The sequence below is a fragment of the Streptomyces sp. NPDC092370 genome (assembly GCF_044755265.1).
GTDB lineage: Bacteria > Actinomycetota > Actinomycetes > Streptomycetales > Streptomycetaceae > Streptomyces.
The window spans coordinates 173,279-197,620 of record NZ_JBIVQO010000013.1 but is presented as its reverse complement, the minus strand read 5'-3'; the positions used below and the strand labels follow the sequence as shown (position 1 = coordinate 197,620).

23 protein-coding genes are annotated in these 24,342 nt (G+C 73.1%); 2 read left to right on the top strand and 21 right to left on the bottom strand.

All coding sequences use genetic code 11. The features are described from left to right. Positions 1–28: 28 nt before the first annotated feature. From ACIQHQ_RS31545 to ACIQHQ_RS31500, 10 genes are all read right to left on the bottom strand, one after another. Complete coding sequence (locus tag ACIQHQ_RS31545) at positions 29–1,168, bottom strand: acyl-CoA dehydrogenase family protein (RefSeq protein ID WP_402618389.1); 1,140 nt, start codon at positions 1,166–1,168, stop codon at positions 29–31. Next, positions 1,168–1,542 (bottom strand): ectoine synthase, encoded by a 375-nt coding sequence (locus tag ACIQHQ_RS31540; RefSeq protein WP_402618386.1) that lies wholly within the window; start codon positions 1,540–1,542, stop codon positions 1,168–1,170. The genes ACIQHQ_RS31545 and ACIQHQ_RS31540 overlap by 1 nt, the downstream gene beginning before the upstream one ends. Before the next feature lie 24 nt (positions 1,543–1,566). Beyond that, entirely contained in the window at positions 1,567–2,406 is an 840-nt protein-coding gene (gene trpA / locus ACIQHQ_RS31535) for a tryptophan synthase subunit alpha (RefSeq protein ID WP_402618383.1), read from the bottom strand. Beyond that, positions 2,399–3,442 carry an anthranilate phosphoribosyltransferase gene (locus ACIQHQ_RS31530; protein ID WP_402618380.1) on the bottom strand — a complete coding sequence of 348 codons (1,044 nt, stop codon included), beginning with the start codon at positions 3,440–3,442 and terminating at the stop codon, positions 2,399–2,401. The genes trpA and ACIQHQ_RS31530 overlap by 8 nt, the downstream gene beginning before the upstream one ends. Before the next feature lie 2 nt (positions 3,443–3,444). Beyond that, entirely contained in the window at positions 3,445–3,708 is a 264-nt protein-coding gene (locus tag ACIQHQ_RS31525; RefSeq protein WP_402618377.1) for an acyl carrier protein, read from the bottom strand. Position 3,709: 1 nt separating this feature from the next. After that, positions 3,710–5,221, bottom strand: a complete 1,512-nt coding sequence (locus ACIQHQ_RS31520; protein ID WP_402618585.1) for an AMP-binding protein — start codon at positions 5,219–5,221, stop codon at positions 3,710–3,712. A 313-nt stretch (positions 5,222–5,534) separates the two neighbouring features. Next, entirely contained in the window at positions 5,535–5,798 is a 264-nt protein-coding gene (locus tag ACIQHQ_RS31515; protein ID WP_402618374.1) for an acyl carrier protein, read from the bottom strand. Positions 5,799–5,881: 83 nt separating this feature from the next. Beyond that, on the bottom strand, positions 5,882–7,147 hold the full coding sequence (locus ACIQHQ_RS31510; protein ID WP_402618372.1) for a ketosynthase chain-length factor: 1,266 nt from the start codon (positions 7,145–7,147) through the stop codon (positions 5,882–5,884). Further along, the gene (locus ACIQHQ_RS31505) at positions 7,144–8,409 is read right to left on the bottom strand and encodes a beta-ketoacyl-[acyl-carrier-protein] synthase family protein (RefSeq protein ID WP_402618369.1); all 1,266 of its coding nucleotides are present in this window, start codon (positions 8,407–8,409) and stop codon (positions 7,144–7,146) included. Before ACIQHQ_RS31505 ends, ACIQHQ_RS31510 begins: the two co-directional genes overlap by 4 nt. A 239-nt stretch (positions 8,410–8,648) precedes the next feature. Then, positions 8,649–9,605, bottom strand: a complete 957-nt coding sequence (locus ACIQHQ_RS31500; RefSeq protein WP_402618582.1) for an aromatase/cyclase — start codon at positions 9,603–9,605, stop codon at positions 8,649–8,651. A 194-nt stretch (positions 9,606–9,799) separates the two neighbouring features. Here ACIQHQ_RS31500 and ACIQHQ_RS31495 point away from each other — a divergent pair, with 194 nt between their 5' ends. Next, the gene (locus ACIQHQ_RS31495) at positions 9,800–10,255 is read left to right on the top strand and encodes a nuclear transport factor 2 family protein (protein WP_402618366.1); all 456 of its coding nucleotides are present in this window, start codon (positions 9,800–9,802) and stop codon (positions 10,253–10,255) included. A 74-nt stretch (positions 10,256–10,329) separates the two neighbouring features. Here the strand turns inward: ACIQHQ_RS31495 and ACIQHQ_RS31490 are convergent, their stop codons facing one another. The 10 genes from ACIQHQ_RS31490 to ACIQHQ_RS31445 all read right to left on the bottom strand — a co-directional run bounded on the left by ACIQHQ_RS31490 (position 10,330) and on the right by ACIQHQ_RS31445 (position 21,944). Then, positions 10,330–10,785, bottom strand: coding sequence for an ester cyclase (locus ACIQHQ_RS31490; protein WP_402618364.1), 456 nt, complete (start codon positions 10,783–10,785; stop codon positions 10,330–10,332). A gap of 38 nt (positions 10,786–10,823) precedes the next feature. Beyond that, positions 10,824–11,897, bottom strand: a complete 1,074-nt coding sequence (locus ACIQHQ_RS31485; RefSeq protein WP_402618361.1) for an alcohol dehydrogenase catalytic domain-containing protein — start codon at positions 11,895–11,897, stop codon at positions 10,824–10,826. After that, positions 11,894–12,742 (bottom strand): NAD(P)H-binding protein, encoded by an 849-nt coding sequence (locus tag ACIQHQ_RS31480; RefSeq protein WP_402618579.1) that lies wholly within the window; start codon positions 12,740–12,742, stop codon positions 11,894–11,896. The genes ACIQHQ_RS31485 and ACIQHQ_RS31480 overlap by 4 nt, the downstream gene beginning before the upstream one ends. Positions 12,743–12,973: 231 nt before the next feature. After that, on the bottom strand, positions 12,974–13,819 hold the full coding sequence (locus ACIQHQ_RS31475; protein ID WP_402618359.1) for a 4'-phosphopantetheinyl transferase family protein: 846 nt from the start codon (positions 13,817–13,819) through the stop codon (positions 12,974–12,976). Positions 13,820–13,833: 14 nt separating this feature from the next. Then, complete coding sequence (locus tag ACIQHQ_RS31470; RefSeq protein ID WP_402618357.1) at positions 13,834–15,630, bottom strand: acyl-CoA dehydrogenase; 1,797 nt, start codon at positions 15,628–15,630, stop codon at positions 13,834–13,836. A 23-nt stretch (positions 15,631–15,653) separates the two neighbouring features. Next, positions 15,654–16,589 carry an SRPBCC family protein gene (locus ACIQHQ_RS31465; RefSeq protein WP_402618355.1) on the bottom strand — a complete coding sequence of 312 codons (936 nt, stop codon included), beginning with the start codon at positions 16,587–16,589 and terminating at the stop codon, positions 15,654–15,656. Between the two features lie 230 nt (positions 16,590–16,819). Continuing rightward, complete coding sequence (locus tag ACIQHQ_RS31460) at positions 16,820–17,554, bottom strand: thioesterase II family protein (RefSeq protein ID WP_402618352.1); 735 nt, start codon at positions 17,552–17,554, stop codon at positions 16,820–16,822. Positions 17,555–17,679: 125 nt separating this feature from the next. Next, positions 17,680–18,501, bottom strand: a complete 822-nt coding sequence (locus tag ACIQHQ_RS31455; RefSeq protein WP_402618350.1) for a BTAD domain-containing putative transcriptional regulator — start codon at positions 18,499–18,501, stop codon at positions 17,680–17,682. 1,682 nt (positions 18,502–20,183) lie between these two features. Beyond that, the gene (locus ACIQHQ_RS31450; protein ID WP_402618347.1) at positions 20,184–21,023 is read right to left on the bottom strand and encodes a BTAD domain-containing putative transcriptional regulator; all 840 of its coding nucleotides are present in this window, start codon (positions 21,021–21,023) and stop codon (positions 20,184–20,186) included. Positions 21,024–21,323: 300 nt separating this feature from the next. Then, positions 21,324–21,944, bottom strand: a complete 621-nt coding sequence (locus ACIQHQ_RS31445; RefSeq protein ID WP_402618344.1) for a ScbR family autoregulator-binding transcription factor — start codon at positions 21,942–21,944, stop codon at positions 21,324–21,326. A 589-nt stretch (positions 21,945–22,533) separates the two neighbouring features. Between ACIQHQ_RS31445 and ACIQHQ_RS31440 the strand changes: the two genes are divergently transcribed. After that, on the top strand, positions 22,534–23,436 hold the full coding sequence (locus tag ACIQHQ_RS31440) for a ScbA/BarX family gamma-butyrolactone biosynthesis protein (protein WP_402618341.1): 903 nt from the start codon (positions 22,534–22,536) through the stop codon (positions 23,434–23,436). 6 nt (positions 23,437–23,442) lie between these two features. Here the strand turns inward: ACIQHQ_RS31440 and ACIQHQ_RS31435 are convergent, their stop codons facing one another. Then, entirely contained in the window at positions 23,443–24,288 is an 846-nt protein-coding gene (locus ACIQHQ_RS31435) for an NAD(P)H-binding protein (RefSeq protein ID WP_402618338.1), read from the bottom strand. Between the last annotated feature and the right edge of the window lie 54 nt (positions 24,289–24,342).

The window sequence follows — 24,342 nt, the reverse complement described above, 5'->3', positions numbered from 1 at the left end:
CGTCATCCGTTTCTGTCGGGGTCGGGTTTCACAGGCCGAGCATCGAGGCGAGGCGGTTGCGCTGGATCTCGGAGGTCCCGGAGTAGATGGTTCCGCCGACGGAGTTGCGCAGTTCCTTCTCGATGCCGTATTCGGCCATGTAGCCGTTGCCGCCGAAGATCTGCACGGCGGCGAGCGCCGAGGCGAGGTTCGCCTCGCTGGTGACGAGCTTGGCGATGGCCACGTCCTTGGCGGCGTCCTCGCCGGCGGCGAGTTTGCGGCCGGCGGAGAACAGCCAGTGGCGGGCGCTCTCCACGCCGATCTCCATGTCCACGATCTTGTGGGAGACGGCCTGGTAGGAGCCGATCGGCCTGCCGAACTGGGTACGGCTTCGGGCGTACTGGGCGCACCGTTCGACACGGTCGCGCATCTCCCCCGCGTTGACGGCGAAGGAGCAGAGGATCTCCCAGCGCATCACGTGGTCCAGGACGAGGAAGCCGCCGCCCGGGCGGCCGAGCACCCGTGCGGCGGGGATGCGGCAGTCGTCGAAGAACAGCTCGCTCAGCGGCGAGGTGCGCAGCCCCATCTTGGCGATCGGCGTGCCGATGGTCAGGCCGGGGGTGTCGCGGTCCACCAGGAACGCGGTGATGCTCAGCGGGCCGGGACGGTCGCTGGTGCGGGCGTAGACGGTGATCCGGTCGGCGACGGGCCCGTTGCTGACGAAGGCCTTGCTGCCGTTGAGGACGTAGCAGTCGCCGTCGCGGACCGCCCGGGTGCGCATGGCCAGGGCGTCCGAGCCGCTGTCCGGCTCGCTGATGGCGTGCGCGCCGATGAGCTCGCCGGAGCACAGGCGCGGCAGGTGGCGTTCCTTCAACTCCTTCGAGCCGAACCGCTGCAGCGGGACGCCGGTGCTGACCATGTGGCTGGTCACGGAGAAGTTCAGCCCGGCGTCGCGGCAGCCCTGTCCCAGGCCTTCCAGGACGTACATGGTGGTCACCAGGTCCTGGCCGAGTCCTCCCCAGCGCTCCTCGAAGGGCAGGCCGAGGATTCCCGTGGCGCGCAGCAGGTCCCACTGTTCCCGGGGGAAGGCCGCTCGGGCGTCGCGCTCGATGTGCCCGTCACTGATCTTGTCCAGCAGCGGCCGCAGTCCCTCCCGCAGCCGCTGCTGGTCATCGGTCCATGGGGTCATCAGTACTGTGAGAACTCGGGAGAGTTGAGGTTGTGGACCTCGTCGCCGCGCAGGGCCGGGGAGAACACGCAGACCAGGCGCAGGTCTTCGTGCGGGCTGGCGATCAGCCAGTGCGCGTCGTGTTTGTCGAGGGCGTAGAGGGTGCCGGGGGTGATGGGGTGCGAGTCGCCGACGGTGTCCACGACCTCGCCGCTGCCCTCGATGCAGTAGCAGGCCTCGAGGTGACGGCGGTATTCCAGGCGGGACTTGGTGCCGGCCCGCACGATGGTGTCGGTGACGGTGTAGCCGAGGCCGTCGGCGGCGGTGAGGAACCGGCGGCTGAGGCCGTTTCCCCAGTCGACGCAGCGTACGCCTTCGAGCTTGCGGACGATCATGGTGGGCTTCCTTTCGCGGGTTGTTCAGGGATGCGGGCGGCGCAGTTCCCCTACGAAGGAGGCGAACTCCTCGACCGGGTCGCGCCCTTGTGTGAGGGCTTGTTCGATGCGGGCGACACCGGCGCTGCCGACGATCGCCGCGTCCGCGCCGAGGTCCCCCAGCGCGGTGATGTCGGCCCGGGTGCGGATGCCGAAGCCGACCGCGAGCGGGGACGTGGTCTCGGCGCGCAGCGCGGTGAGCGCGGCGGCCAGGCGGTCCGGGGCGGCCGTCGCACGTGTGCCGCTGCGGCCGTAGTGGGCGACCAGGTAGACGTAGGCGGAGGCGTGCCGGGCGGCCTCGGAGACGGTCTGCGGGTCGGAGACCGCGTAGCAGGTGGTGACGAGCGGCAGTCCGGCGCCGCGGGCCGCCGCGTAGTGGGAGGCGCGCAGCCGGGGCGGCAGCCCGTGCAGCAGCAGCGCGTCGCAGCCGGCGTCGGCGACGGACCGTGCGAAGTGCCCCAGGTCGGTGCCCTTGACGCTGTGGCTCCAGTCCGCGAGCAGGGCGATGCGCAGCCGGCGCAGGGCCGGGCGGATGGTGGCGACCGCGTCGAGGACGGATTGCAGCGTGGTTCCGCCGGCCAGCGCGCGGTCGGCGGAGCGGCGGATCACCGGTCCGTCGGTGACGGATCCGGGGAACGGGACGGCGAGTTCCAGGCAGTCGACGCCGTTGTCGTCGAGCATCGCGGCGAGTTCCGGCAGCGCGGCGAGGGGCGGGTCGCCTGCGTTGGCGAACACGGCCAGTCCCGGTCGGCCCGGGCTCCGTGCGGCGAAGAAGCCGGGGCGGGTGTCGGGGTGCGGGGCCGTGTCCGGCACGGTGTCAGGCATGCGCGGCCTCCAGGGACCGAAGTCGTTCGACCCGGGCGAGGGCCGAGCCGTCCCGCAGCACGGCGTCGGCGGCCGCCAGCGCTTCGTGCCAGTCGCCGGTCAGCCGGCCGGCCACGGCGAGCGCCGCGGCGTTGAGGCAGACCGTCTCGCGGGCCGCCCGGCCGCACCGTCCGGCGAGCACGTCGAGGAACAGCTCGGCGCTCCGGTCCGCGCCGCCGTCGGGCACGGCGAGGTCGCCCAGCCGGCCGGTGCCCAGTCCGAGGGCGGCGGGGGCCAGCTCGAAGTCGCTGTCGGTCCCGTGCTCGTAGGCGCGGATCATGTTGGCGGTGAACCCGAGCAGTTCATCGGCGCCGGCTTCGTTGACGGCCAGCCAGACGGAGCGGCCGGTGGCGCGTGAGGTGTACTCGGCGGCGTGGCCCAGTGCCTCCAGGTGCCGGGGCCGGGACAGGCCCGTCACCTGTGCGGCGACCGGCATGTCGGCGAGGAAGGGCCCGAGCGTGTTGACGAAGGAGCCCAGCCTGCGGAGGTCCAGCGGCGCCACCGCCCGGGCCAGGAGGGTGACCTCCTGGGGGTAGACGAAGAATCCGGCGAAGGCGATGCCGCAGTGCTCGAGGACGTGCCGGGTGTGCTCGTAGGAGGTGGTCGGGGTGATGCCGAGGCGGGCGAGCAGGTCGATGGAGCCGAAGCGGCTCGTGTAGGCCCGGGAGCCGGTCTTGACGACGGGGACGCCCATGGCCGCTGCGACGAAGGCGGCCGCAGTGGAGATGTTGAAGGTGGCCGGGCCGCCGCCGGTGCCGACGATGTTGACTGCGCCGGCGAAGGGGCCGGCCGGGCGCGGCGGCCGGCGCTCGTCCAGCGATGCCAGCAGTGCGTGCAGGGTGAGGCGGTCGGGCATCTGGGTGGACAGCGAGGCGAGGAGGGCTGCGGCTTCACCCCGGAGCAGGCCACCGGCGTGCAGCCGGTCCCAGAACGACCGCCACACCGGCAGCTCCACGGGGTGGTCGCGGCTGATGAGCGAGACGACGGCCTCGTGCATGGCTACGCGGCCCCGGCGTTCTTGGGCGCGGACTGCTCGATGAACGTGGTGATCGCCGCGACCGTGGTGAAGGACTCCGGGTCGAGGTCGACGGTGTCGGCGTCGATGCCGTAGCGGTCCTCCAGCCAGGCGATCACCTTGAGCAGCCCGAGGCTGTCGACGATGCCGTTCTCCAGGAGGTCGTGGTCATCGGCCAGTTCGCCGGCGGGCACGTCGGGCAGGAACTCCTCGACGATGAACGTCTTGACAGCCTGGATGTGGGTCATGTCAGTTCTCCTTGGGGAAATGGGCCTGGGCAGCGAGGCTGCGGTCGACCTTGCCGGTCGAGGTCCTGGGAAGCGGATCGTCGGTGATGCGCACAGTCGAGGGGACGGCCGCGCGCGGCAGCCGGCGGGCCAGGTGTCCGCGCAGTGCGAGGCTGTTGAGGCCACAGCCGGTGGCGCGGCGTACGACGGCGTGCAGCAGGCGTCCGGCGACGGGATCGGGCAGGGCCAGGACGGCCGCCTCGGTGACGTCCGGGTGGGCGAGCAGGACGCTCTCCACTTCCTGGGTGTTGACCCGGACTCCGCGCACCTTGACCTGGTGGTCGGTGCGCCCTTCGAGGGTGAGCGTGCCGTCCGGGTGACGCCGGACGAGGTCGCCGCTGCGGAAGTACCGGCGCGCTCCCCCGCCCGACGGATGCGGTGTGAAGACCTCGGCGGCGGCGGCCGCGCCGAGATAGCCGTCGCTCTGGAAAGGCGTGGAGACGAGGAGTTCACCGGTGCCCGGTCCCTGAAGGACGTGCCCGTCGCCGTCGGCGAGGTAGTGGTCGACGCCGGCCAGGGGGCGGCCGAGCGGCAGGGGGGTGCGGGCCTCGGCCCGGGCGTCGGTCACCTCGTGCCAGAAGCTGTCGTTGGTCTCGGTGCATCCGTAGACGTTGTGCAGCCGGGCGGTGGGCATCAGGCGGGGCAGCCGGGCGAGCACCGGCCCGGGCAGGGCGTCGCCGGTGAAGACGGCGTGGCGGACGGAGGGCAGGACCGATCCGGTGTCCTGCGCGGCGTCGGCGATCAGCCGGAAGAACATGGGGACGCCCTGGACCACCTCCGCCCGGTGGCGTTCGAGCAGGGCGAGCAGGCGGGGGCCGCTCAGTGCCTGGTCGGGGTCGACGAGGACGACCCGGCCGCCGTGGGCGAGGGTGGTCCAGACGTCGAGCAGGCACAGGTCGAAGTTGAGCGGCGCGTAGTTGAAAACGGTGGAGCCGGGGCCGATGCCGAAGGCGTCGGCGGCCCAGTGGACGAAGGTGTCGACGGCCTCCACGCCCAGCGGCACGATCTTGGGCAGTCCGGTGGAACCGGACGTGGTCAGCAGCAGGGCGGGGCGCCCGGAGGGTGTCGCGGGCGGGTCTCCCGGGCCGGTGTACGCGGGGTCCGGTTCCTCGTGCGTGTCCGGGCCGGTGGTGTCCGCCGGATCGAGTACCGCGCACACGCCGGCCTCGCCGTACAGTCGCTCCAGGGCATCGGCGCCGAGGGTGGCCGAGGGCAGCAGGACCGGCCGGCGTTCCAGCAGACAGGCGAGGACCAGCGCGATCGTCTCGGGCGACTTCACGGCGGGGACGCCGATCGGTCCGTCGCCGGTGAGCCGGCGCAGGCGGGTGCGCCGCGCCTGCGCGCGCCGCAGCAGGGTGCCGTAGTCGACCTCTTCGCCGCGCCAGACCAGGGCGGTCGCGCGCGGGTCCCGGCGGGCGTGGGTGAGGAATGTGCCGATCAGGCCGCGGTGGTGTCCCTGTGGTCCGCCCGGCACACCGGGGGTGTCCGAAGCGGTCTGTGCGGCCTGTGCGGTGTCCGGCACCGCGTCCGCGCTGCTGCTCACAGCCCCTCCCCTTGCCCATATGCCTGTCGTGTGGATCTGATGGTGGTTTTGCGGTCTTGAGACCGGATGGAGCCTTGGCTGAACTCCGGGGCCGGCCCGGGGCCGTCGGGCGCGGGACAGCGCACCGCCGAGCGGGCGGCCCCTGTCCGGGGCCGCCCGCTGCTGGCTGTCGTGCCGCGGGCCGGCGGACGGACGGCCGTACCCGGCGATCCCTCACCGGTGGCCGTCACCGGCCGGCCGGAGCTCAGGCGGCGGTGCGCTCGGACAGTGCCCGGTTGACGACGTCCAGGTACTGGCGCGGCGTCTCGGCCTCGGAGACGGCCTCCTCGTCCAGGAGCACCGCCCATTGCCGCTCGACCAGGCCCGTGGTCTGGAGCATGGCCAGCGAGTCGTAGCCGAGCTCGGCGAACGGGACGTCGTGGATGTCGCCGTCCAGGTCCACGCCCTCGTCCTCGCCCGCGGACTCGCGCAGCAGGGTGATCAGATCGGTGAGTTCGAACCGGGTCACGTCATACCTCGTGTTTTCTTCTGAACGGACGGGTGGACGTCCATGGCGGTCTGTTTTCCGTAGGGCGAAGGCGCCGGCGTGGTTCAGGCGCGGACCACGGCGGCGGCGTTGAAGCCGCCCCGGCCACGCGCCAGTACCAGCGCCGTTTGCAGTTCCACTCCGGTGCGCGGGGTGCCGGTGACCAGGTCCACAGGGCAGTCCTCGGCCGGGCGGTCGGTACCGGTGGTGGGGGGGATCACCTGGTCGCGCAGGGAGAGCAGCGCCGCGGCCAGGTCGAGGGAGGACCCTCCGGCGGAGAGCCGGCCGGTCATGGTCTTGGGTGCGGTGACGGGCACGCCGCGCTCGCCGAACAGGTCGCAGATCGCCCGCGCTTCGGTGCGGTCGGCCTCCCGCTCGCCGGCGGCGTCGGCGAAGACCACGTCGACCTGGTCGGGCCGCACCCCGGCGTCGGCCAGGGCGAGCGCGGCCGCGGCGCCGAGCCGGCAGTCACCGGATTGCGGGTGCGGGTCGAAGGTCGCGGCGTAGCCGGCGACCGATCCGTACACCCGGGCGCCTCGGGCGCGGGCGGTTTCGGCGTCCTCCAGCACCAGCAGGGCGCCGCCCTCGCCGGGCACGTAGCCGGAGGCGTCCGCGGAGAAGGGCAGGAAGGCGCGGTCCGGGTCCTCGCGGGGGCTCATGCGGCCCTCGGCGACGTGGGCGACCCAGCCCCATGGGCACAGGGCGGAGTCGACGCCGCCGGTGATGACGAGTGAGGACCCCTTGCGCAGCTGGCGGCGGGCGTGGGCCACGGCGTCGAGCCCGCCGGCCTGTTCGGTCACCAGCACGCCGCTGGCGCCCCGCAGTCCGTGCAGGATGGAGATCTGGCCGGTGTTGACGGCGTAGAACCAGGCGAAGGACTGGTAGGCGCTGACGTACTGGCCGCCCTGGCTCCACAGGGCCTGGAGCTCGCGCTGGCCGAACTCGAAGCCGCCGGCGGAGCTGGAGGTGACCACCCCGGCCGCGTACCGCGGGAGTTGGGCCGGGTCGACCCCGGCGTCGTCCAGCGCCTCCTTGGCGGCCGCCAGGGACAGCCGGGTCACCTGGTCGGTCTGGGCCAGCAGCCGGCTGCGTACGTGGTCCTCGGGGACGAACCCGGGTACCTCGCCGGCGAGTCGGACCGGATAGCCGGAGGCGTCGAAGCGGGTCAGCGGGCGGATGCCGTTCTCGCCCTGCAGTACGGCGTTCCACCAGGCGTGGGTGCCCAGGCCGTTGGGGGCGGCGACGCCGATGCCGGTGACCACGGCCTGCGGGCGGCGGGGCGGGTCCGGACGGTCGTGGCGGGGGCGGTCGAGGGTGGATGTGGCGGTCATGCGGTCGCTCCCAGGTGCGGGCGGGTGAGGATCATGGCGCTTTGGAACCCGCCGAATCCGCTGCCCACCGTCAGCACCGTGTCGGTCTGCTGCTCGCGGGCGACGAGTGGGGTGTAGTCCAGGTCGCACGCGGGGTCGGCTTCGTGCAGGTTGGCCGTGGGCGGCACGGTGTCGTGCGCGATGGCCAGGGCGCTGGCGGCCACCTCCAGGGAGCCGATCGCGCCCAGGGAGTGGCCGATCATCGACTTGATGGAGCTGACCGGCACCTCGTAGGCGTGCTGTTTGAGGCTGCGCTTGAACGCCGCGGTCTCGTGGCGGTCGTTCTGCTTGGTGCCCGAGCCGTGGGCGTTGATGTAGTCGACGGCGTCGGGGTTGAGCCGGGCCTCGTCCAGGGCGGCGGTGATGGCCTCGGCCATCTCCACGCCGTCCGTGCGCAGACCGGTCATGTGGTAGGCGTTGCTGCGGCTGGCGAAGCCCGATATCTCGGCGTAGACCTGTGCTCCGCGGCGGCGGGCGTGCTCCAGTTCCTCGATGACCAGGACGGCCGCTCCCTCGCCGAGCACGAACCCGTTGCGGGTGCGGTCGAAGGGCCGCGAGGCGGTCTCCGGCTCGTCGTTGCGCGGGCTGGTGGCCTTGATCGCGTCGAAGCAGGCCACGGTGATCGGGGAGATCGGTGCCTCGGTGGCGCCCGTGATCATGACGTCCGCGCTGCCTTCGCGGATCAGCTCCACGGCGTGGCCGACGGAGTCCAGGCCCGAGGTGCAGCCGGTGGAGACCAGGGACACCGGGCCCTGGGCTCCGGCCAGGCGGGCGACCTCGGCCGCCATGGAGCTGGGCACGAAGTAGTCGAAGAGGTGGGGCACGGCCCGGGTGTGGTCCAGCACCCAGTCCGCGCCGTTGCGGCTCACCTGTGCGTACTCCATGTCGAGGCCGGTGGTGCAGCCGACCGCGCTGCCCAGGGTGACACCGGTGCGCAGGGGGTCGAGTTCTTCGGCGAGTCCGCTGTCGGTCAGGGCTTCTCGGGTGCTGACCAGGGCGAACTGGGTGGCCCGGTCCAGGCGCGCGGTTTCGGCCGGGGTGAACCCGTGAGCGGCGGGGTCGAAGTCGGCCTCCGCGGCGATGCGTGAGCGGAACTGTGCCGCATCGAACAGAGTGATGCCCCGGGTGGCGGTGCGTCCGGAGGTGAGTACCGACCAGAACTCCTTGGTGCCCACGCCGCCCGGTGCGACCACGCCGATTCCGGTGATCACAACCCGCCTCATCGGCTTTCCTTCACTGTTGTCCTCCAGGGGGTCACGGCGACAGCGCGGATCGCCGCCGCGCACGCGACGCAACCACCGCACGTGTCTGGGAGCCTCGCCGACCTTGCTGGAGAACCGCTCGAACCAGCCCTTGTCTCCCGCCGGAGGGGGTGCGGCCCCGGCCGGTCCGGGGGGAACGGGGGCACCCCGCCGGCAGGGCCGGCGGGGTGCGGTGGGGGGTGGGGAGGGCGGTCGGGGTGTCAGCGGGCCGGGGTGGCGGCCTGCGCGAACTGCTTGGCGAGGGCGAGGGTGGCGCCGGAGTTGCGGCCCAGGGCCTGGCGGACGTAGCGGCGGGCGGCGGCGACGTCCGCGTCGGGTCCGAGGATCCGCTCGATGTTCTCCGGCCGCAGCACGACGCTGTGCTGCGAGGTGACGGTCACGCCGCTCCCGTCGCGCCTGATGGACCATTCCCCGGTGTGGGCGGCCATCAGGGCCGGGGTCGCGGTCTGCTTGTACACGATGCGTTCGGCCTCGGGGAAGCACACGCGGACCGATTCGGTGGTGTGGACCGAGCCGTCGGCCGTGCGGGTGTCCATCGACATGACCTGCACTCCCGGTGTCTCTTCGACCAGGTCCAGGCGGTCCACGTGCGGGACCCGTTCCGGCCAGTCGCCCACCCGGTACAGGAAGTCGTAGACGAGTTCCGCCGGTCCCTCGACGTGCGTGGAGTCCTCGAAGGACAGCACGAGGTCGTCCAGTTGGGTCCAGCGCTCGGCGAGCGTCTTGAGGCGGCCCAGTTCGGACTCGCTGTTGGTGTCGGTGGCCCGCAGCACCCACTCGACGTCTTCGGCACGGTCGTCGGCCACGGTGAAGTCGTGCAGCAGGGTCAGCCGGGTGGAGGTCGCGCCGAGCTCCTCGACGATCCAGGTGCCGCCCATGCCGGTCAGCGGAGCGGCCGGGATCTCCTGGCGGAACTCGATGCGGCGGCGGCCGGGGTCCAGCTCACGGCGCGAGGTCCACGTCTTCACCGTGCCGTTGGCGGTCGCCCATATCCGCAGACGCTCATGCCGCTCGTCGCCTTCGAGGCGCTCGACGTGAACGTTCGGCGGGAAGTACAGCGGCCACTTCCCCGTGTCCGCGATGATCCCGTAGACGACCCCCGCGGGTGCGGCGACCTCCACCTCGTGCGACGTACGGTGCACCTGTTCAGCGGACACCATTTCCCACCCTTCGCTGCTCGGCTCTGCGGTGGTTTCGACGGTGCCCCGGCCCGCTGGAGGGCGGGCGGAAGGCGGCTGGAGGAGCGCGGCCTCGCGGCGCGGGGAGGGGGCGGGCGGTCGAGGGATCCTCGAAGGGGGTGCGACCCGCGGCGCGCAGCATGGGCGCAGCCAAGGAACGAAAGGGAGACCCCATGACAACCTCGCCTGACCTCGTGCCCGGGACCACCGCCTGGGACGCCGCGCTCCACGCCGAGGTGCAACAGTTCTACGCCTACCAGATGCAGCTCCTCGACCTGGCCGAGGCGGAGCGCTGGGCTGCGACCTTCACCGAGGACGCGACCTTCGCGGTGCCGACGCTGCCGGAGCCCGTGCGGGGCCGGGCCGGCCTGGTCGCGGTGACCACCCGCAGCCACGCGGAGCTCGCCGCGGCCGGGCAGCGGCACCGGCACTTCATGGGCATGCTGGACGTCCGGCCCCGCCCCGACGGCGCTGTGGCCGTCCGCTCGTACGCCGTCGTCTACGCCTCCGAGATCGGCGGCGAGTCCCGGGTGCACCGGGTGTGTGTCTGCGAGGACGTGCTGGTGCGGGGTGAGGGCGGTGAGCTGCTGGTGTCGGCCCGTAAGGTCACCCGGGACGACCTGGCCTGAGCCGGGCGCGGCGGCGCCGGGGCGACGACGCGCCCCCGTGGGAACCCTGGGTTCCCACGGGGGCGCGGTGCTGTTCAGAGGGCTTCGGCGGGGACGAGCTCCAGTTCCTTCAGCATCGGCAGGTAGTTGAGGACGTCGTAGTGCTCGATGATCTGGCCGGCGTCGTTGAAGAGGAGCTCTTCGAGCATGAACCAGGTCACCTTCTTCCCGGTCGGTGCCTTGCCGAGGAACTCGCCGAGGTGGGTGGCGGTCACCGTGATGCGCACGATGACGCGGTCGCCCTCGGCGACGATGGACTTGACGTCCAGGCGGAGATCGGGGAAGGCGGCGAGGCCTGCTCGCATGGCGCCGATCATCTGCCGGGTGTCGACCGGGCGGTCCTCGGAGTAGTGCTTGATGTCCGGGGCCCAGTGCTTGAGGACGCCGTCCAGTTCCCAGCGGTTCCAGGCAGCGGCGCAGGCGAGCGCGATCTCCTTGTTGCGTTCCTGCACGCTGTGGCCGGCGGGACGCTCGTTCACCGTTGTGGTCATGGTGGGAATTCCCCTCGTGTGCTGCGGAGTCGGATGGCTCAGGGGGCCAGGACGTGTTTGCCGACGCTGCTGCCGTCCAGCAGGGCGCGTACCGCGGCGGCGGCTCCGTCCAGCGGGTGGCGGCCGGCGATGCGGGGGGTGAGGACACCGTCCGTGGCGAGCCTGCACAGCTGCGCGTAGTCGGTGGTGAAGTCCGGTCCGGGTTTGACGTAGTACATGCTCATCCGGCGGCCCTTGGTGAGGCCGAGGAGGCGGGCGAAGAAGCGGGTCACGGTGCGGCGCAGGGCCGGGACGTGCGGCCGGAACCACTGGCCGGGGCGGTAGCCCGCCACGGAGGAGTCGAAGGAGACCAGGGTTCCGCCGCGGGCGAGCATCGTCCAGCCGGCGTCGAGGCCGCGGCCGCCGATGTGGTCGAAGACGGCCTGGACGCCTTCCGGGGCCAGTGCGCGGACGGCCGCGGCGATGTCGGGGGTGCGGTAGTCGAGCGGTTGTGCGCCGAGTTCCCGCACGGCGTCGTGCTTGGCGGGCGAGGCGGTGCCGATGACCCGCAGGCCGTGGTGGACCGCGAGCTGGGTGAGCAGGGCGCCGACGCCCCCGCTCGCTCCGTGCACCAGGACGCTCTGGCCCGGCCGCAGGCGGGTGAGGCGGTGCAGCATCTGGTAGGCGGTGACCCCGTTGGTGACCAGGGCCACGGCCACGGCCGCGTCCAGTGTCTCGGGGACGGCGGCCAGGGTCTTGGCGGGCAGTTCGACGAAGCGCTGCCAGGCGCCCTGGCGGGGCATGGCGGCGATCCGGTCGCCGGTCTTCCAGCCGGTGACGCCGGGGCCGACCTCGACGATCCGCCCGACCAGGTCGTAGCCGGGCACGAAGGGGAACTTGGGCGGGAAGGGGTGGAGGTGCTGGAGCATCTGGACCTCGGCGAAGGACACGCCGGCTGCCTCGACCTCGACCAGGACCCTGCCCTTGCCCGCGGCGGGCCGGGGGCCCTCGGCGGTGTGGATCCGTTCCTCGGGTGTGCCGCTGCCGGTCATCCGGACCAGTGTGTTGGCGGCGGCGCGGCGTGTCCGGTCGGCGGTGCCGGATGCGGGGTGCTCGGCGGAGTTCAGGTTCATGCCGCACGGTCCGTGGGCTGGGGGGCGAAATCGGCGGCGTGGTCGGCGGCCCAGCGGGCGAAGGTCAGCGCGGGGCGGCCGGTGACCTTCTCGACGGTGTCGAAGGGGACGGGCGGGTTCGCGACCGCGTCGGCGAGGTAGCCCAGGACCATCTCGACCACCGGTGCGGGCATGGCCTGGCCCATGGCCTGCCGTGCCTGGTCCGGGGTGATCTCCTCGAAGGCGACCGGGCGGCCGATGGCCCGGGCGATCTGGCGGACCTGCTCGGCCTGGGTGAGGGCCTCGGGGCCGGTGAGCACGTAGGCCTGGCCGGCGTGTCCGTCCTCCAGGAGGGCGGCCGCGGCCACGGCCGCGACATCGGACTCGTGGATCACGACGCGCCTCGCGTTGCCGTAGGGGGCGCGCACGACGCCCTCGGTGCGGATGGAGTGGCCCCATTTCCACAGCACGTTGGTGGCGAACTCGTCGGGGCGGACGAAGGTCCACTCGATGCCGGACTCCTGCACGGCGCGCTCGACGCTGCGGTGGTACGCGCCGCTGTGGTTGTCGCCCGAGGTGTCGAGGACCGAGGAGGAGGAGAGGACCACGATCCGGCGGACGCCGGCTTCCTTGGCCAGGGCGACGACCTCGCGGGCGGTCTGCGGCACCGGGAAGAGGTAGAGGCGGTCCACTCCGGCGAAGGCCGCACGCAGGCTCTCGGGCTTGTCCAGGTCGCCTTCGACGACCTCGACCGGCTCCGGCAGGCCCGCGGTGGCCGGGTTCCGGGTCACCGCACGCACCGACTCACCTGCCGCGACGAGCCGGCCGACCACAAGCCGGCCCACGGCTCCCGTCGCTCCAGTCACCAAGATTGTCACGTACCTGCTCCGCCCTGTTCGGCCCGGTTTCCCGGGGGCTCTTGCTCGGTAGGTGCCCAGCTTCGGGCGCGCCGGTGGAGGGTTCTTAGAGGGCGCTTCGAGGGCGCCCTGCCGGGGAAGCGGGCACGGCGGGGCGGCGGGCACGGCGATGAGCGAGCCGGGCCGCCGAGCCCTGTCTGCCCTGCCCGTGTGGTGGGGGCGCGGGCGGGCAGGGCCGGCTCAGCGGGCGGCCAGGCCCTCCTCGACCGCGCCCGTGATCCCCTGGTCGAGCATGGTGTGGGCGGCGGTGTCCCGGGCGGTGTCCAGGCCGGTGTCCTGGCAGGCCGTGCTCACCAGGTAGCGGCCGCTCAGCACCAGGTGGGTGGCGAAGGACCATGCGCCGCGGGAGGCCGGGGAGCCGTCGTGGGTGGTCAGGACGCCGCTGTCCAGGCCGAAGCCGAACTCGGTGAAGCCGAGCCGCAGTCCTTGCCCGAGGGCCTTGGCGTAGGCCTCTTTGAGGGTCCACAGCCGCAGCAGCTCCGAGGCCTGCCGGTCCTGGGGCATCCGTGCCAGCTCGGCGCTCTCGGCGGGGGTGCACATGTGCCGGTGGAGCTGTTCGAAGGAGATCGTGCGGCCTGCGGGTTCGGCGTCCACGCCGATCCGGCCGGTGCGGCTGATCCCGACCGTGATCAGGTCCTCGGTGTGGCTCAGGCTGATGTCGATCTGGTCGAAGCCGCGGATGAACGGCCTTCCACCGATCTTGTACGCGAGGTCGAGCGCGGCCGGGTCCGTTCTCAGGGCCGCGGCGGCCGTGTACTTGATGAGCATGCGGGAGGCGAGGAAGCGGTAGCGGGCCGCCGCGTCCTGGGTACGCCGGTAGCGCTGCCAGTCGGGGCCGAGCAGCGGGCGCAGCGCGGTGTCGGCGAGCGCTGCGGTCAGCCATTCGCCCCAGGTGGCGGTGACGACGGCGTTGCCGTCCTGTTCGAGGCGGGCGCGCACCGTGTGCCAGGGCCGGCCGGGTCCGGGTCCGGGGGCGTGCACGGGCGGTGGAGGGGTCCTGCTGCCGGCGGCGGTCCGGTGCGGCACGATGGGTCTCCTCCTCAATGGCTGGGTCCGCTGCCGTCGAGATCGCAGCTGCGGCCGGTGCGGTGGCGGCGCACGAGTTCGTCCAGCACCTGCGCCACGCATTCGTCGGGCGGGCCGGGCGTGGTGAGGCCCAGCCTGCGGGCCAGCCGTGACAGTGCCAGCACCGCCCAGGCGGGCTCGGCGAGGAAGGCGTCCGTGCCGTCCTGGCCCTCCCAGATGCCGAGCACCGCGGCCGCGGCCTGGAGCAGGGCGTAGCGGTCGCTGAGGATCACGGCGGCCGGGCCGGGGGTGGTGGGCAGGGCCGCGCACCGGGAGCGCAGTGTCCGCAGTTCGTCCGTGAACGCCTCGGCGAGGCCGGCGAGCAGGGCGATCCGGCCGTCGGTGCCCGCGGTGGCGGCCAGTCGTGCGGCGGAGCCGATGAGGGAGGCGGCAAGGAAGTCCTCTCCGCCGGCGATGCCGAGCAACCGGTGGTTGAGGGCGGGGAGGTCGGCACCGGTGCGGAACAGTTCGGGTGGCGGTTCCGGGGCCTTGAACCAGGAGCGCTCGGCGAGTGGTCGCAGCTGGGGGACGAGGACGGCGTGGCAGGCGGCCGTGCCGGTGTGGCCGAGGCTCGCGAACGGCAGGTCGCGCGTCAGCTTGTCCAGGGGGCCGTGGTGCCCGCTGCCGTGTTCGTGGCCGGGTAGGCCCAGGACGGTGGTGAGTTCCTCGAGGTTCTCGCGCAGCAGGTCCGGGACCACGTACTTGACGGCCGCGGCCAGGAGGTGGGTGCGGTCGGGCAGCAGGCTGAGCGCGCGGAGCGCGACGGTGGCCATGCTGTCGCAGGTGAGCAGGTCGGCGAAGACCCCGGCGAGCGGCTTGTGCCAGCGCCGGGCCACCGGTTGGCCGCGGCCGGTGGCGGCGCGCACAGCCGAGCGCAGCACGGTTTCGGCGGCCGCGACGGCCATGGCGGGGATGAGGCAGTGGTCGATCTGGAGGGTGCGCAGGGTCAGGGCGGTTCCCTCGCCGGGGCGGCCGACCAGGGCGTGCGCGGGGATTGGGCAGTGCGTGAACGCCAGGCCGGAGAAGAGTGTGCCGCGCATGCCGGGGGTGGGCACCCGGGGCAGTCGGCGCACCCTGGCGGAGGGCAGCTCGCCGGGGTCCAGCAGGAGGACGGAGTGGCTGTGGGGGCCGCGTTCGGGTGTGGTGCGGACGCAGGCGACCCAGGCGCCCGCCCGGGAGGCGTTCATGACGAGTTCCTTGCGGCCGTCGAGGATCCAGCCGCCGCGCCCCGGGGCGGCGGTCAGCTCGCCGCGTGCGAGGGCGTTGGCGTGGGCGGGTTCGTGGGGTACGGCGGCCGCCCGGCCGCCGCGCAGCAGCAGGTCCGCGGTGGCCGCTCGCTGCCGTGTGCTGCCCGCGGCCCAGACGGGGGCGGTGGCGGACAGTGAGGTGATGCCGAAGCCGAGTCCGAGGGCGAGGTCGCGGCGGAACAGCGGGCGCAGCGCGGTGACGAGCAGGTCGGCGCGGGTGAGCAGGCCGCCGGATCGGGCCGGGACGAACTCGGCGGCGAGGCCGGCCTCGGTGAGCAGGGCCTCGGTCGGTTCGGGGGGCTCGCCCCGGGCGTCGGCGGCGCACAGGGCGGCGATCCCGTGCGGGTTGGCCGGGTCCTGGGGGTCGCCCAGGAGTGCCTCGAGCCGGGCCGCGCGGTGCCGTGCGGCCGCGGTGGCCTGCGCGCCGACGGGGGCCGCGGTGGTCTGCGCGCCGACGGCTGTGGTGGTCTGCGCGGCGACGGCTGTGGTGGTGTCGGCGGCTTCGTGGCGCGGGGAGGCGGTCATGGCTGCGGTGTTCGGTTCCTGGTTCACAGGATGCGGATGGCGGTTTCCGCGTGCTGTTTGGCGAGGTTCAGGACGGTGTTGCTCTGCCCGCCGAACAGGTCGCGCACGTGGGCACGCGCCGCGGCGGTGCCGGTGCCTAGGTCTTCGCGCAGCAGCGCCTGGTGCTGGGCCAGGACGGTGACGTCCCTCTCGCCGGGCAGTACCGACCACTCCGTGGTGTGCGCCTGCAGCGGCTCCCCCGGTGCGGTCTCCTTGGAGACGATCCGGAAGGCGTGCGGGAAGCAGACCCGCACCGTCTGGGCGGTGCGTACGGGGCCGCCGCCGGAGCGGGTCTCGGTCCGCACGCTCTGCACGCCGGGCCGCTCCTCGGCGACGTCGGCGCGCAGCACGTGCGGGACGCGGCCGGGCCAGTCGGCGATGCCGCAGAGGAAGTCGTAGACGAGTTCGGCCGGGCCCTTGACGCGTACGGACTCCTCGAAGGACAGCAGCAGTCCGTCCAGTCGGTCCCAGCGCTCGGCTGTGGTTTTGAGCTGCGCCACCTCGGCCGCGCTGGTGGTGTCGGTGGCGTGCACCATCCGGGCGGTGTCCTCCGACCGGCCGTCGGTGACGGTGAGTTCGTGGTCCAGGGCGAGCCTGGAGCGGTCGGGGGCGGTCGCTTCGACGGTCCAGCGGCCGCCCAGGGACGGGGCCGGGCCGGCGGGCACCTCCTGGCAAAAGTCGATGCGGCGGGCCGCGGCGTCCAGGGTGCGGCGGAACAGGCAGGACTTCACGCTGCCGCCGACTTCGGCCCATGTCTGGAACCGGTCCTGGACCCCGTCGAAGTCCAGCCGTTCGACGTGGATGCTCGACGGCAGGAACAGCGGCCACCGGGTGGTGTCCGCGATCAGTCCGTAGACCACGCCGGCCGGCGCGGCCACGTCCACCGAGTACGTCCTGCGATGCACTCCTTCACCCGCCATCGGCTCTGCCTTCCCTCGACGCTTGCTCCGAGGTTCACCGCAACAGCCGGAGAACCCCTCGAGCGGTCCTCGACCGCGGCGGGGGTGCGGGGCCGTTTCGGCGGCCGGGCCGGCCGGGCAGGGCTTTTGCCGGCAGGTCTCTCACGTCTCGTGCGGCCAGGGCCCAAAGGGCCCGCACGGGGAACGTCGCTTTCACGGCGGACGGCGGCCGTGCTCGATCAGGGCCCGGCTCACCGGCCGGTCCGCCCCACGATCCGGCAGGCCCGGCCGAGCAGCCGGGGGAGTTCGCCGTCGCGCACGAAGAAATGGCCGCCGGGCAGGGTGCGGTGGATGAAGCGGCCGTCGCTCCAGGCGCTCCAGCCGCGCATCGTCTCGGTGGGCACCAGGAGGTCCTCACTGCCGCCGACGGCCAGCAGTGGGACCGGAACCGGTCCGCCGGTGGCCGGGTCCCGGGCGGCGGCGCGCAGGTCGGCGGCCAGCTTCAGGTCGTCGCGGAGCACCGGCAGGACGAGGCGGTGCCACAGGTCGCCGGGGACGGCGTCCTCGGGTACCGCCTCGAACTTCTCCAGCACCCGCGTCAGTTCGTGGTCGGGGGCTTCGGCGCAGGAGATCAGTTCGCCCGGTTCGCCGGGCGGCGGACAGGCGCCGACGGCCAGCAGTGCCGGCAGCGGCAGGCCGGCCGCGTGCAGGGCGCGGGTGAGGGTGTAGGCGATCAGGCCGCCCAGGCTGTGCCCGTACAGGACGTACGGTCCGGGCGGCTGTGGTGTGAACAGGTCGTGCAGGTCGGCGAGGAGGGTCTGGCGGGTGGTTGCCCGGGGTTCGCGCCGTCGTGCACCCCGACCGGGCAGCTGCCGCAGTTCGCAGGCGGCCGCGGCGCCCAGCAGGGTGTCCCAGCGATGGAACGCCGAGGTGCCGGCTCCCGCGTGCGCGAAGCACACCAGCCGCACGCCGTTCTCCTGCGCCATGGCTGTTCCTTCTTGCTGCACCGTCTCTCCCCGCCGTGGTCGGTCGGTGCTCGCGAGGCGCTCGCCACGCGCCGTTCGCGAGCCCCGTCGTTGTGGTCGTGCCGCCGGCCCGAGGGGCCGGCGCCTCAGGCCGCGTACAGGTCGAACGTGGATGCACGCCGGGGGCCTGCGATCACGTCCAGCGCCGGGTCCACCGCCAGCATCGCCTGGTGGAGCCGCTGGAGCTGCGGGGAGGGTTCGACGCCGAGGTCCTCGATGAGGCGCACCCGCAGTCTCCGGTAGACGTCCAGGGCGGTGGCCTGGCGACCGGAGCGGTAGAGCGCCACCATCGCCTGTGAGTGCAGGCCCTCGTGCTGCGGATGGCGGGCGATCAGTTCGGTGAGTTCGGCGAGGAGTTCGGTGTGCCGGCCCAGTCGCAGGTCGGCGTCGATGCGCCGTTCCACGGTCACCAGGCGGCTCTCTTCCAGCCGCATGACGTCGATCTCCAGTATCGGGCCCACGCGCACATCGACCAGGGCCGGGCCCTTCCAGAGCCCGAGCGCCTGGCGCAGCCGGGCGGCGGCTCGTTCGTCGTCGCCCACCTCGAAGGCGCTCTGGCCTTCGGCGACGAGCCGGTCGTACGCGTGGACGTCCACGCTCTGCGGGGCGATCTGAAGCAGGTAGCCGCCGTGCCGGGTGGCGAGCACCTCCTTGGCTCCGCCCGGGTGGCCCGGCCCCATGGCCGTGCCGAGTCTGCGGCGCAGCTGCAGTATGTAGGTCTGCAGCGTGGTGAGCGCGCTCTGCGGCAGTTCGGTGCCCCAGACCTCCTCCATGAGGGTGGGCACGGGCATCACCCGGCCCGGGTAGAGCGCGAGCAGCGCCAGAATCTGGCGCGGTTTGCCGGCCGTCGGAACAATCGAACCCCCGTTGACGTCGGCGCTCAACGGACCCAGAACCTGTATCTCCACGGTTTCCTCAGCTCGTTGTCGAGTTCACATCGATAAAGCCTTCGACTGAGGCAGAGTAGCGGCCCCTGGGCAGCGTCACCGATTTCTCGAGTTCACGTCGAGTCCGTCTCCAACAAGGGTAGTTTTCCGTTTTCCGGAGCTGTCGCATTCATGATTGCCGCCGGGTGTCAAGAAGGCACCGGAGAAATGGGACAGTCGCCTGCGCATGGGGGGATTTCCGGTCGTCGGCCCCGCGGGCCGGGCGCGAGGCGGATCGGGCGCGCGGGCCGGGCCTGCGGGCGGGGTCTTCGGGTGCGCGGTGGCGGGTGTGGCCGGGGACTTCGGCCGGCCGGGGCCGGGGGCGTGGTGGGCGAACCCGTTGGCCGGCGTGCGGTAAAGGGGCTGCTCGGCGCAGGTGCGGCCTGGCCGCGCTGCCGGTTGCCGGCCTCGGTCCGGCTGCGGGCCCGGACGTTCCTGCGGGCCGGGGGTGCGGCGTATGTGCGGCTGCCTGCCGGGGGGCGGGGTCTGCGGGGATCGGGGGCCGCCTGCGGTTTTCGGCCCGGGGCCGGGCGCGGCCGGGCGGTCGCGCCGGGCCCTCGGTGCGTGGCGTGGTGAGGCTGAAAAAGGGTGCGGGCCGGGAGGCGGAGCGGCGCGGCGCGGCGGGCCCCGGGGGGTGAGCGGGGCCGGCGGCGGCCCGGGGCCGGCCCGGCGGGGCCCGGGCGGGGCCGGCCCTGCGGCCGGGAGCGGGCCTTCCGTGTCACCTGCCGTCACTGTCCGCTTTGCCGGCGGCTTCGGGCTCTGCCGTGGGCCCGGGGTCCGCAAAGGCGGCGCGGGCCGGGCGCGGAATCGGCCGTCCGCGGGCCGAATCGACGCTGCCGGCCGTGCGTAAATGGAAATCCCCTTCCGCTTCCGGTCGGGGTTCGGAGTTTTTGCCGGGTGCCGGCCGCCGCATCTGACGGATTTGCCGGGCGGCCGTGTTCCGTTGAATGCCGCGCGAGATGGGCTCGAGTGATATTCCGGCCGGGGCTGCTTTCCGCGAGGTGGATCTTCGACCCGGTTGGCGGTGCGGTGCCGTGGGAAATGCGAGCCGGAAGGGGCGGCGGGAGTGCGGGGGTGACTTCGCGATGCCCCGCGCGTGCCGAGCGGAGCGGGGTGCTCCTGAAAGGGGGGTGAGTGTTTTCGGTGCGGCCACCGGCCGGGGACAAAAAGGGGCTGCGCGACGCACGGAGGCGCTGTGCCGTTCGGGAGCTGAGCGGGGTGGGGGGAATCCGGCGCGTCCGGAGCAAAGGCGCCGGTCGGCCGTCCGGCACCGGCGAGGCCGCGACGGCCGTTCCTGATCGGTACCGCGCCCGCGGGCCCGAAGGCGTGGTACCGATCAGGGGGTGCGGCGGGAGGAGGCCTGTTTCCCGGAGCCTGCCCGGCGCGCCGCGGCAGTGCGGCACCTCGTGGCCGCAGGGCCTGCGGGAGGCGGTTGGCAGGCGGAGGAAAGAGGCGGCTTTCCGGTGGCCGCCCGGCGGATCGGGCGGCTGGCCGCGTGGCGTTCGCGTGCCCGCGTGCGGCGGGGCGTGCGGGCCTGTGCGCGCACCGGCCTCCCGCGGGTCCGCTCCGGCTCCTGCTGCCCCGCGCCGCCTGCTCGCCGCCGCGGGGCGTGCGTCCGGCTCCCGGGCGCCGCGGCCTCCTGCCGGGTGCAGGGGGCCGCCGTCTCAGCCGGCGCGCACGAGTCGCTCGCTGTGGGGCTGCGCCGTCCCGGCGGGGCCATCGGGGCCGGCCGTCAGGATCGAGCGCTGCAGCCTGCGCAGCACGGCCGAGGGCTCGAGCCCGAGTTCGCGCACCAGGGTCTGGTGCAGCCGCTGGTAGACGTCGAGGGCCTCGCCCCGGCGGCCGGAGCGGTGCAGGGCCAGCATGAACTGGCCGTGCAGGTTCTCGTGGGTGCGGTAGCGGTCGGCCAGCACGGTCAGTTCTGCCAGCAGCTCCCGGTGCCGCCCGATCCGCAGATCGGCCTCGATGCGCTGGTCGAGGGCGCACAGCCGGGTCTCTTCCAGCCGCCGCGCCTGCGTGTCCAGCTGGACACCGCCGTGCACGTCGGCGAAGGCCGGTCCCGTCCACAGGGACAGCGCCTCGCGCAGCAGCCGGGCGGCGCCCGGGAAGTCGCTCGCGTCCATGGCCCGCGAGCCCCTGACGACGAGCCGGTCGAACTCGCGGACGTCACTGGTGCCGCCGCCGGTGTCGAGGAGGTAACCGCCGGGCAGCGTGACCAGCACGTCCTTGGCCCTGCACCGGCCTGCACGGCCTTGTGCCCCGTCGCCCTGCTCCAGGGCCGCCGCGATCAGGGCCCGCAGCTGCAGCACGTACGTCTGCAGCGTCGTGCGGGCGCTGCGCGGCGGCGTGCCCGCCCACAGCTCCTCTATCAGAGCCGAGACCGGGACGACCTGGTCGGCGTGGAGTGCCAACAGCGCCAGTACCTGTCGCGGCTTGGGAGCGGTAGGCGTGATGGAGCGCCCCTGCTCCCGAACCGCCAGAGTGCCCAGTAGTTCGATGTCCACCCGTACTCCCCCTGTCCGTGATGAGCAAACTCAGTAAAAAACAGGGCCGACGGTTTGTCAACGGAAACCGACCGATCCGTCTTACTCTTCCCGCCTCCCCGACGAACCCTCAGACAACGCCCTGACCTGCATCTTTCTCGAGCTCGCGAGTTTCGTCGTCCTCGCGGGACGGCTCCCCCGCCCTTCCTGCCGGTCCGGGACGGCCGAAAGTAGACCCTCAGGTCTCCTTTGGGGGCGGTGCGCAGGCGAAAGCCCCGGCGCTCCGCATGTGCGAAGGGCCGGGGCACGCCCGGGCGGGTCCTACGGGGGGCCGGTTCCGCCGGCCTCGAGATCGGCCAGGAGGGCGGCCGGCGCGACGGCGGGCAGCAGCAGGCGCCAGACCCGGCTGACGGTCGCCGCCGAGAGCCACATCGCCTCCCGCACGCCGAGCCGCTCGAGGCCCACCGTGGCGGCCACCACGGTGGTCACCACGTCCTGGGCCCTGACCTCCGTGCGCAGTTCGCCTTGCGCCTCGGCCCGCTCCAGCTCCTTTTCGACCCAGCACCGCCAGTGTTCCCGCAGGCCGGTGCGTGCCGGGCGGGACGGCTCGCCGCCCAGGGCGAATCCCGTGCGCAGCACGACGTCGCCGCGCAGCTCGTCGGCGAGACGGTGGGTGACGTCGACCAGGAGCTGCACATGGCTCGCCCCGGCCGCGGGTTCGGTGCGGGTGAGGGCCAGCAGCCTGGCCAGCGCCTCGGCCTCGACGACGTCCGCCAGGGCGGCCTTGCTCTCGAAGTGGAAGTGCAGCGCCCCGTTGCTCACCCCGGCGAGCGAACTGATCGCGGTGAGCGAGGCCCTGGAGAAGCCCTCCCGGCCGAAGACCTCCGCCGCGGACCGGATCAGGGTTTCGCGTGTACGCGCCGCACGCTCCTGTTTGACCATCGACCGCTCCGTCGCCGCAGGGGGGTTGCCGTGCCTGCCGAGGGGGAGGCCAGAGAGTTTGACTACGGCGCTTGACGAGGAGAGCCGCGGTGGCGAGGCACGCGGGCACCCCTCGCCGCCGCGGCCGGCCGCCTGCGTCACGGCTCGGCTCCTCGCGGGCGAGCGTAACAAACCGTTCGTGCCGTTTCCATCGGGCGGACGGGTGGGTCCTGTCCGGGGCGAGCGGAAGGGCTCGATCCGCGCGACGCGGGGCGGGCGCGCCCACGGGCAGGCTGGGGCGAGCCGCTCGAGAACCGCTCGAGCCGCGCTGGAGCGGACGGCGGCGCGATGCGCCTGCCGGCCGCCAGAAACCCGGTCCCACCAGCGCGAACAGGTGAAGCGGAAGGGGTGCATCCGCCCGGGACCGAGCCCGTGGTGTGCATCCCGGCTGGTCTGTATCTTTTTCGACCAGACCAGTCCGAGCACATCTCGCACCAGCCCAGGGGGAGCAGTGCCTGCGAGCGCGTTTCAAGTCGAGCCGGCGGCCTTCGATGCGGATACGGGAAGGGGTCGCGCAGCTTTCGGGGGCAGGCGCGGCGGCTTCGCACCCATGACTTTGACCAGCACCGTCCCCAGGGAGTTGGTGCACCGGTCCGCCGTCGCGGAGGTCCTGCTCACCGGCTGGAGGCGAGTGGACGACACCCGCTTCGTCATAAGCGCGCAGTGGCCCCGCGGCCACTGTTTCTTCACTCCGGTCGCCGGCGGCTACCACGACCCGCTCATCGGCTGCGAGACACTCCGTCAGATCGGCCTCCTGCTGGGGCACGCCGAGTTCGGCGTGCCGTTCGGCCATCAGTTCATCGTCTGGGACCTCGGCCTGGCCGTCCGGCCGCAGCACCTGCGGGTGGGGTACGAGCCCGCGGCACTCAGCATCGACATCACGTGCACGAAGATCGAGCGGCGGGGTGAGAACCTGTCCCGTCTGCGCTTCGAGGCGGTGTTCCACCGTGAGGGAGACGTCGTCGCCACGGGAGGCGGGTCCTTCTCGTGCATGGCGCCGCAGGTCTACCGGCGGGTGCGCGGCGAGCACGGGCTCGCCCGTGGCCTGCACCGGCTGCCGCCGATCAGTGCGGCGGCCCCGCACAGCGTGGGGCGCGTGTCGCCCATGGACGTCGTCCTGTCCCCCACCGGCGAGCGCAACCGCTGGCTGCTGCGGACGGACACCCGGCATCCCGTCCTCTTCGAGCACGCGGTCGACCACGTGCCGGGCATGGTGTTGATCGAGGCGGCCCGCCAGGCCACGGCATCGGCGCTGGGACGCCCCTGCTACCTCCCCCTCAGCATCACCAGCGAGTTCAAGCGGTACACCGAGCTGGGCAGACCCTGCGCGATCGAGGCCCGCCGGCTGTCCGGTGTCGCCGCCGCGGGGCAGGAGACCGTCCTGGTGAGCGCTGTCCAGGACGGCGCTGAGGTCTTCGGCTGCACCGTGAGCGCCGGGCGGCACGAGCGGTGAGCGCCCTCACCCGCCCGCGAAAGCCGCCAGGTGATCCTTCGCCCATCCCCGGAAGGAACCCGCGGGCCGGCCGAGGAGCACCGGGATCGCCCTTACCACCCGGGCTTTGGCGCCCTCGCGCTGGCGCTGCGCGCTTTCCAGCAGCGCCTCCACGACGAGGGGCGGATAGCGCTTGCGCAGCACGGTGCGCGCCTGCTGCGGATCCAGTTCCTCACAGCGCAGCGGACGGCCGAGCAACTCGGCGAGCACGGCGGTCTGTTCGACCGCCGTAACCGCCTGCGGCCCGGTCAGGGTGTGGACCTGGCCGGTGTGTCCTTCCTCGGTGAGCGCGCGCACGGCCACCTCGGCGATGTCGCGCGGATCGACGCAGGAGTTGGCGGACGCCCCGTGCAGAGCCCGCACCACACCGTCGGAGCGGATGGACGCCGCCCAGGAAAGGGCATTGGACATGAACGACCGGGGGCGCAGCAGGGTCCACTCCAGTGCGCAGGCGCGCAGCAGATCCTCGTTGCGCCGCTGCCACCGGGTGATCAGGTCCTGGGCGCCGCTGTCGGCGACCGCGGCCGCGGACAGCTTGACCACGTGCCGTACGCCCGCCGTGCGGGCGGTCTCGAGGAAGCGCGCGTCGTCGTCACCGATGTGGCTGCTCACGAGGAACACGCTGCTCACCCCTTTCAGGGCGCCCGCCAGCGACGCCGGATCGGTGAAGTCCCCGCGGACGACCTCGGCTCTGTGCGCCGCGGACGGGACCCGTCCGGGGTCCCTGGCCATGATGCGCACCGCCGGCCCGGCGGGGAGCCGGCGCACCACCTCCCGTCCCACGGTCCCGGTGGCGCCGGTGACGAGAATCATGGGTTCCCTTCGTGAACTGGCTTGTGCCGCCCGGTAAGGAGCGGGTTCGTGGAG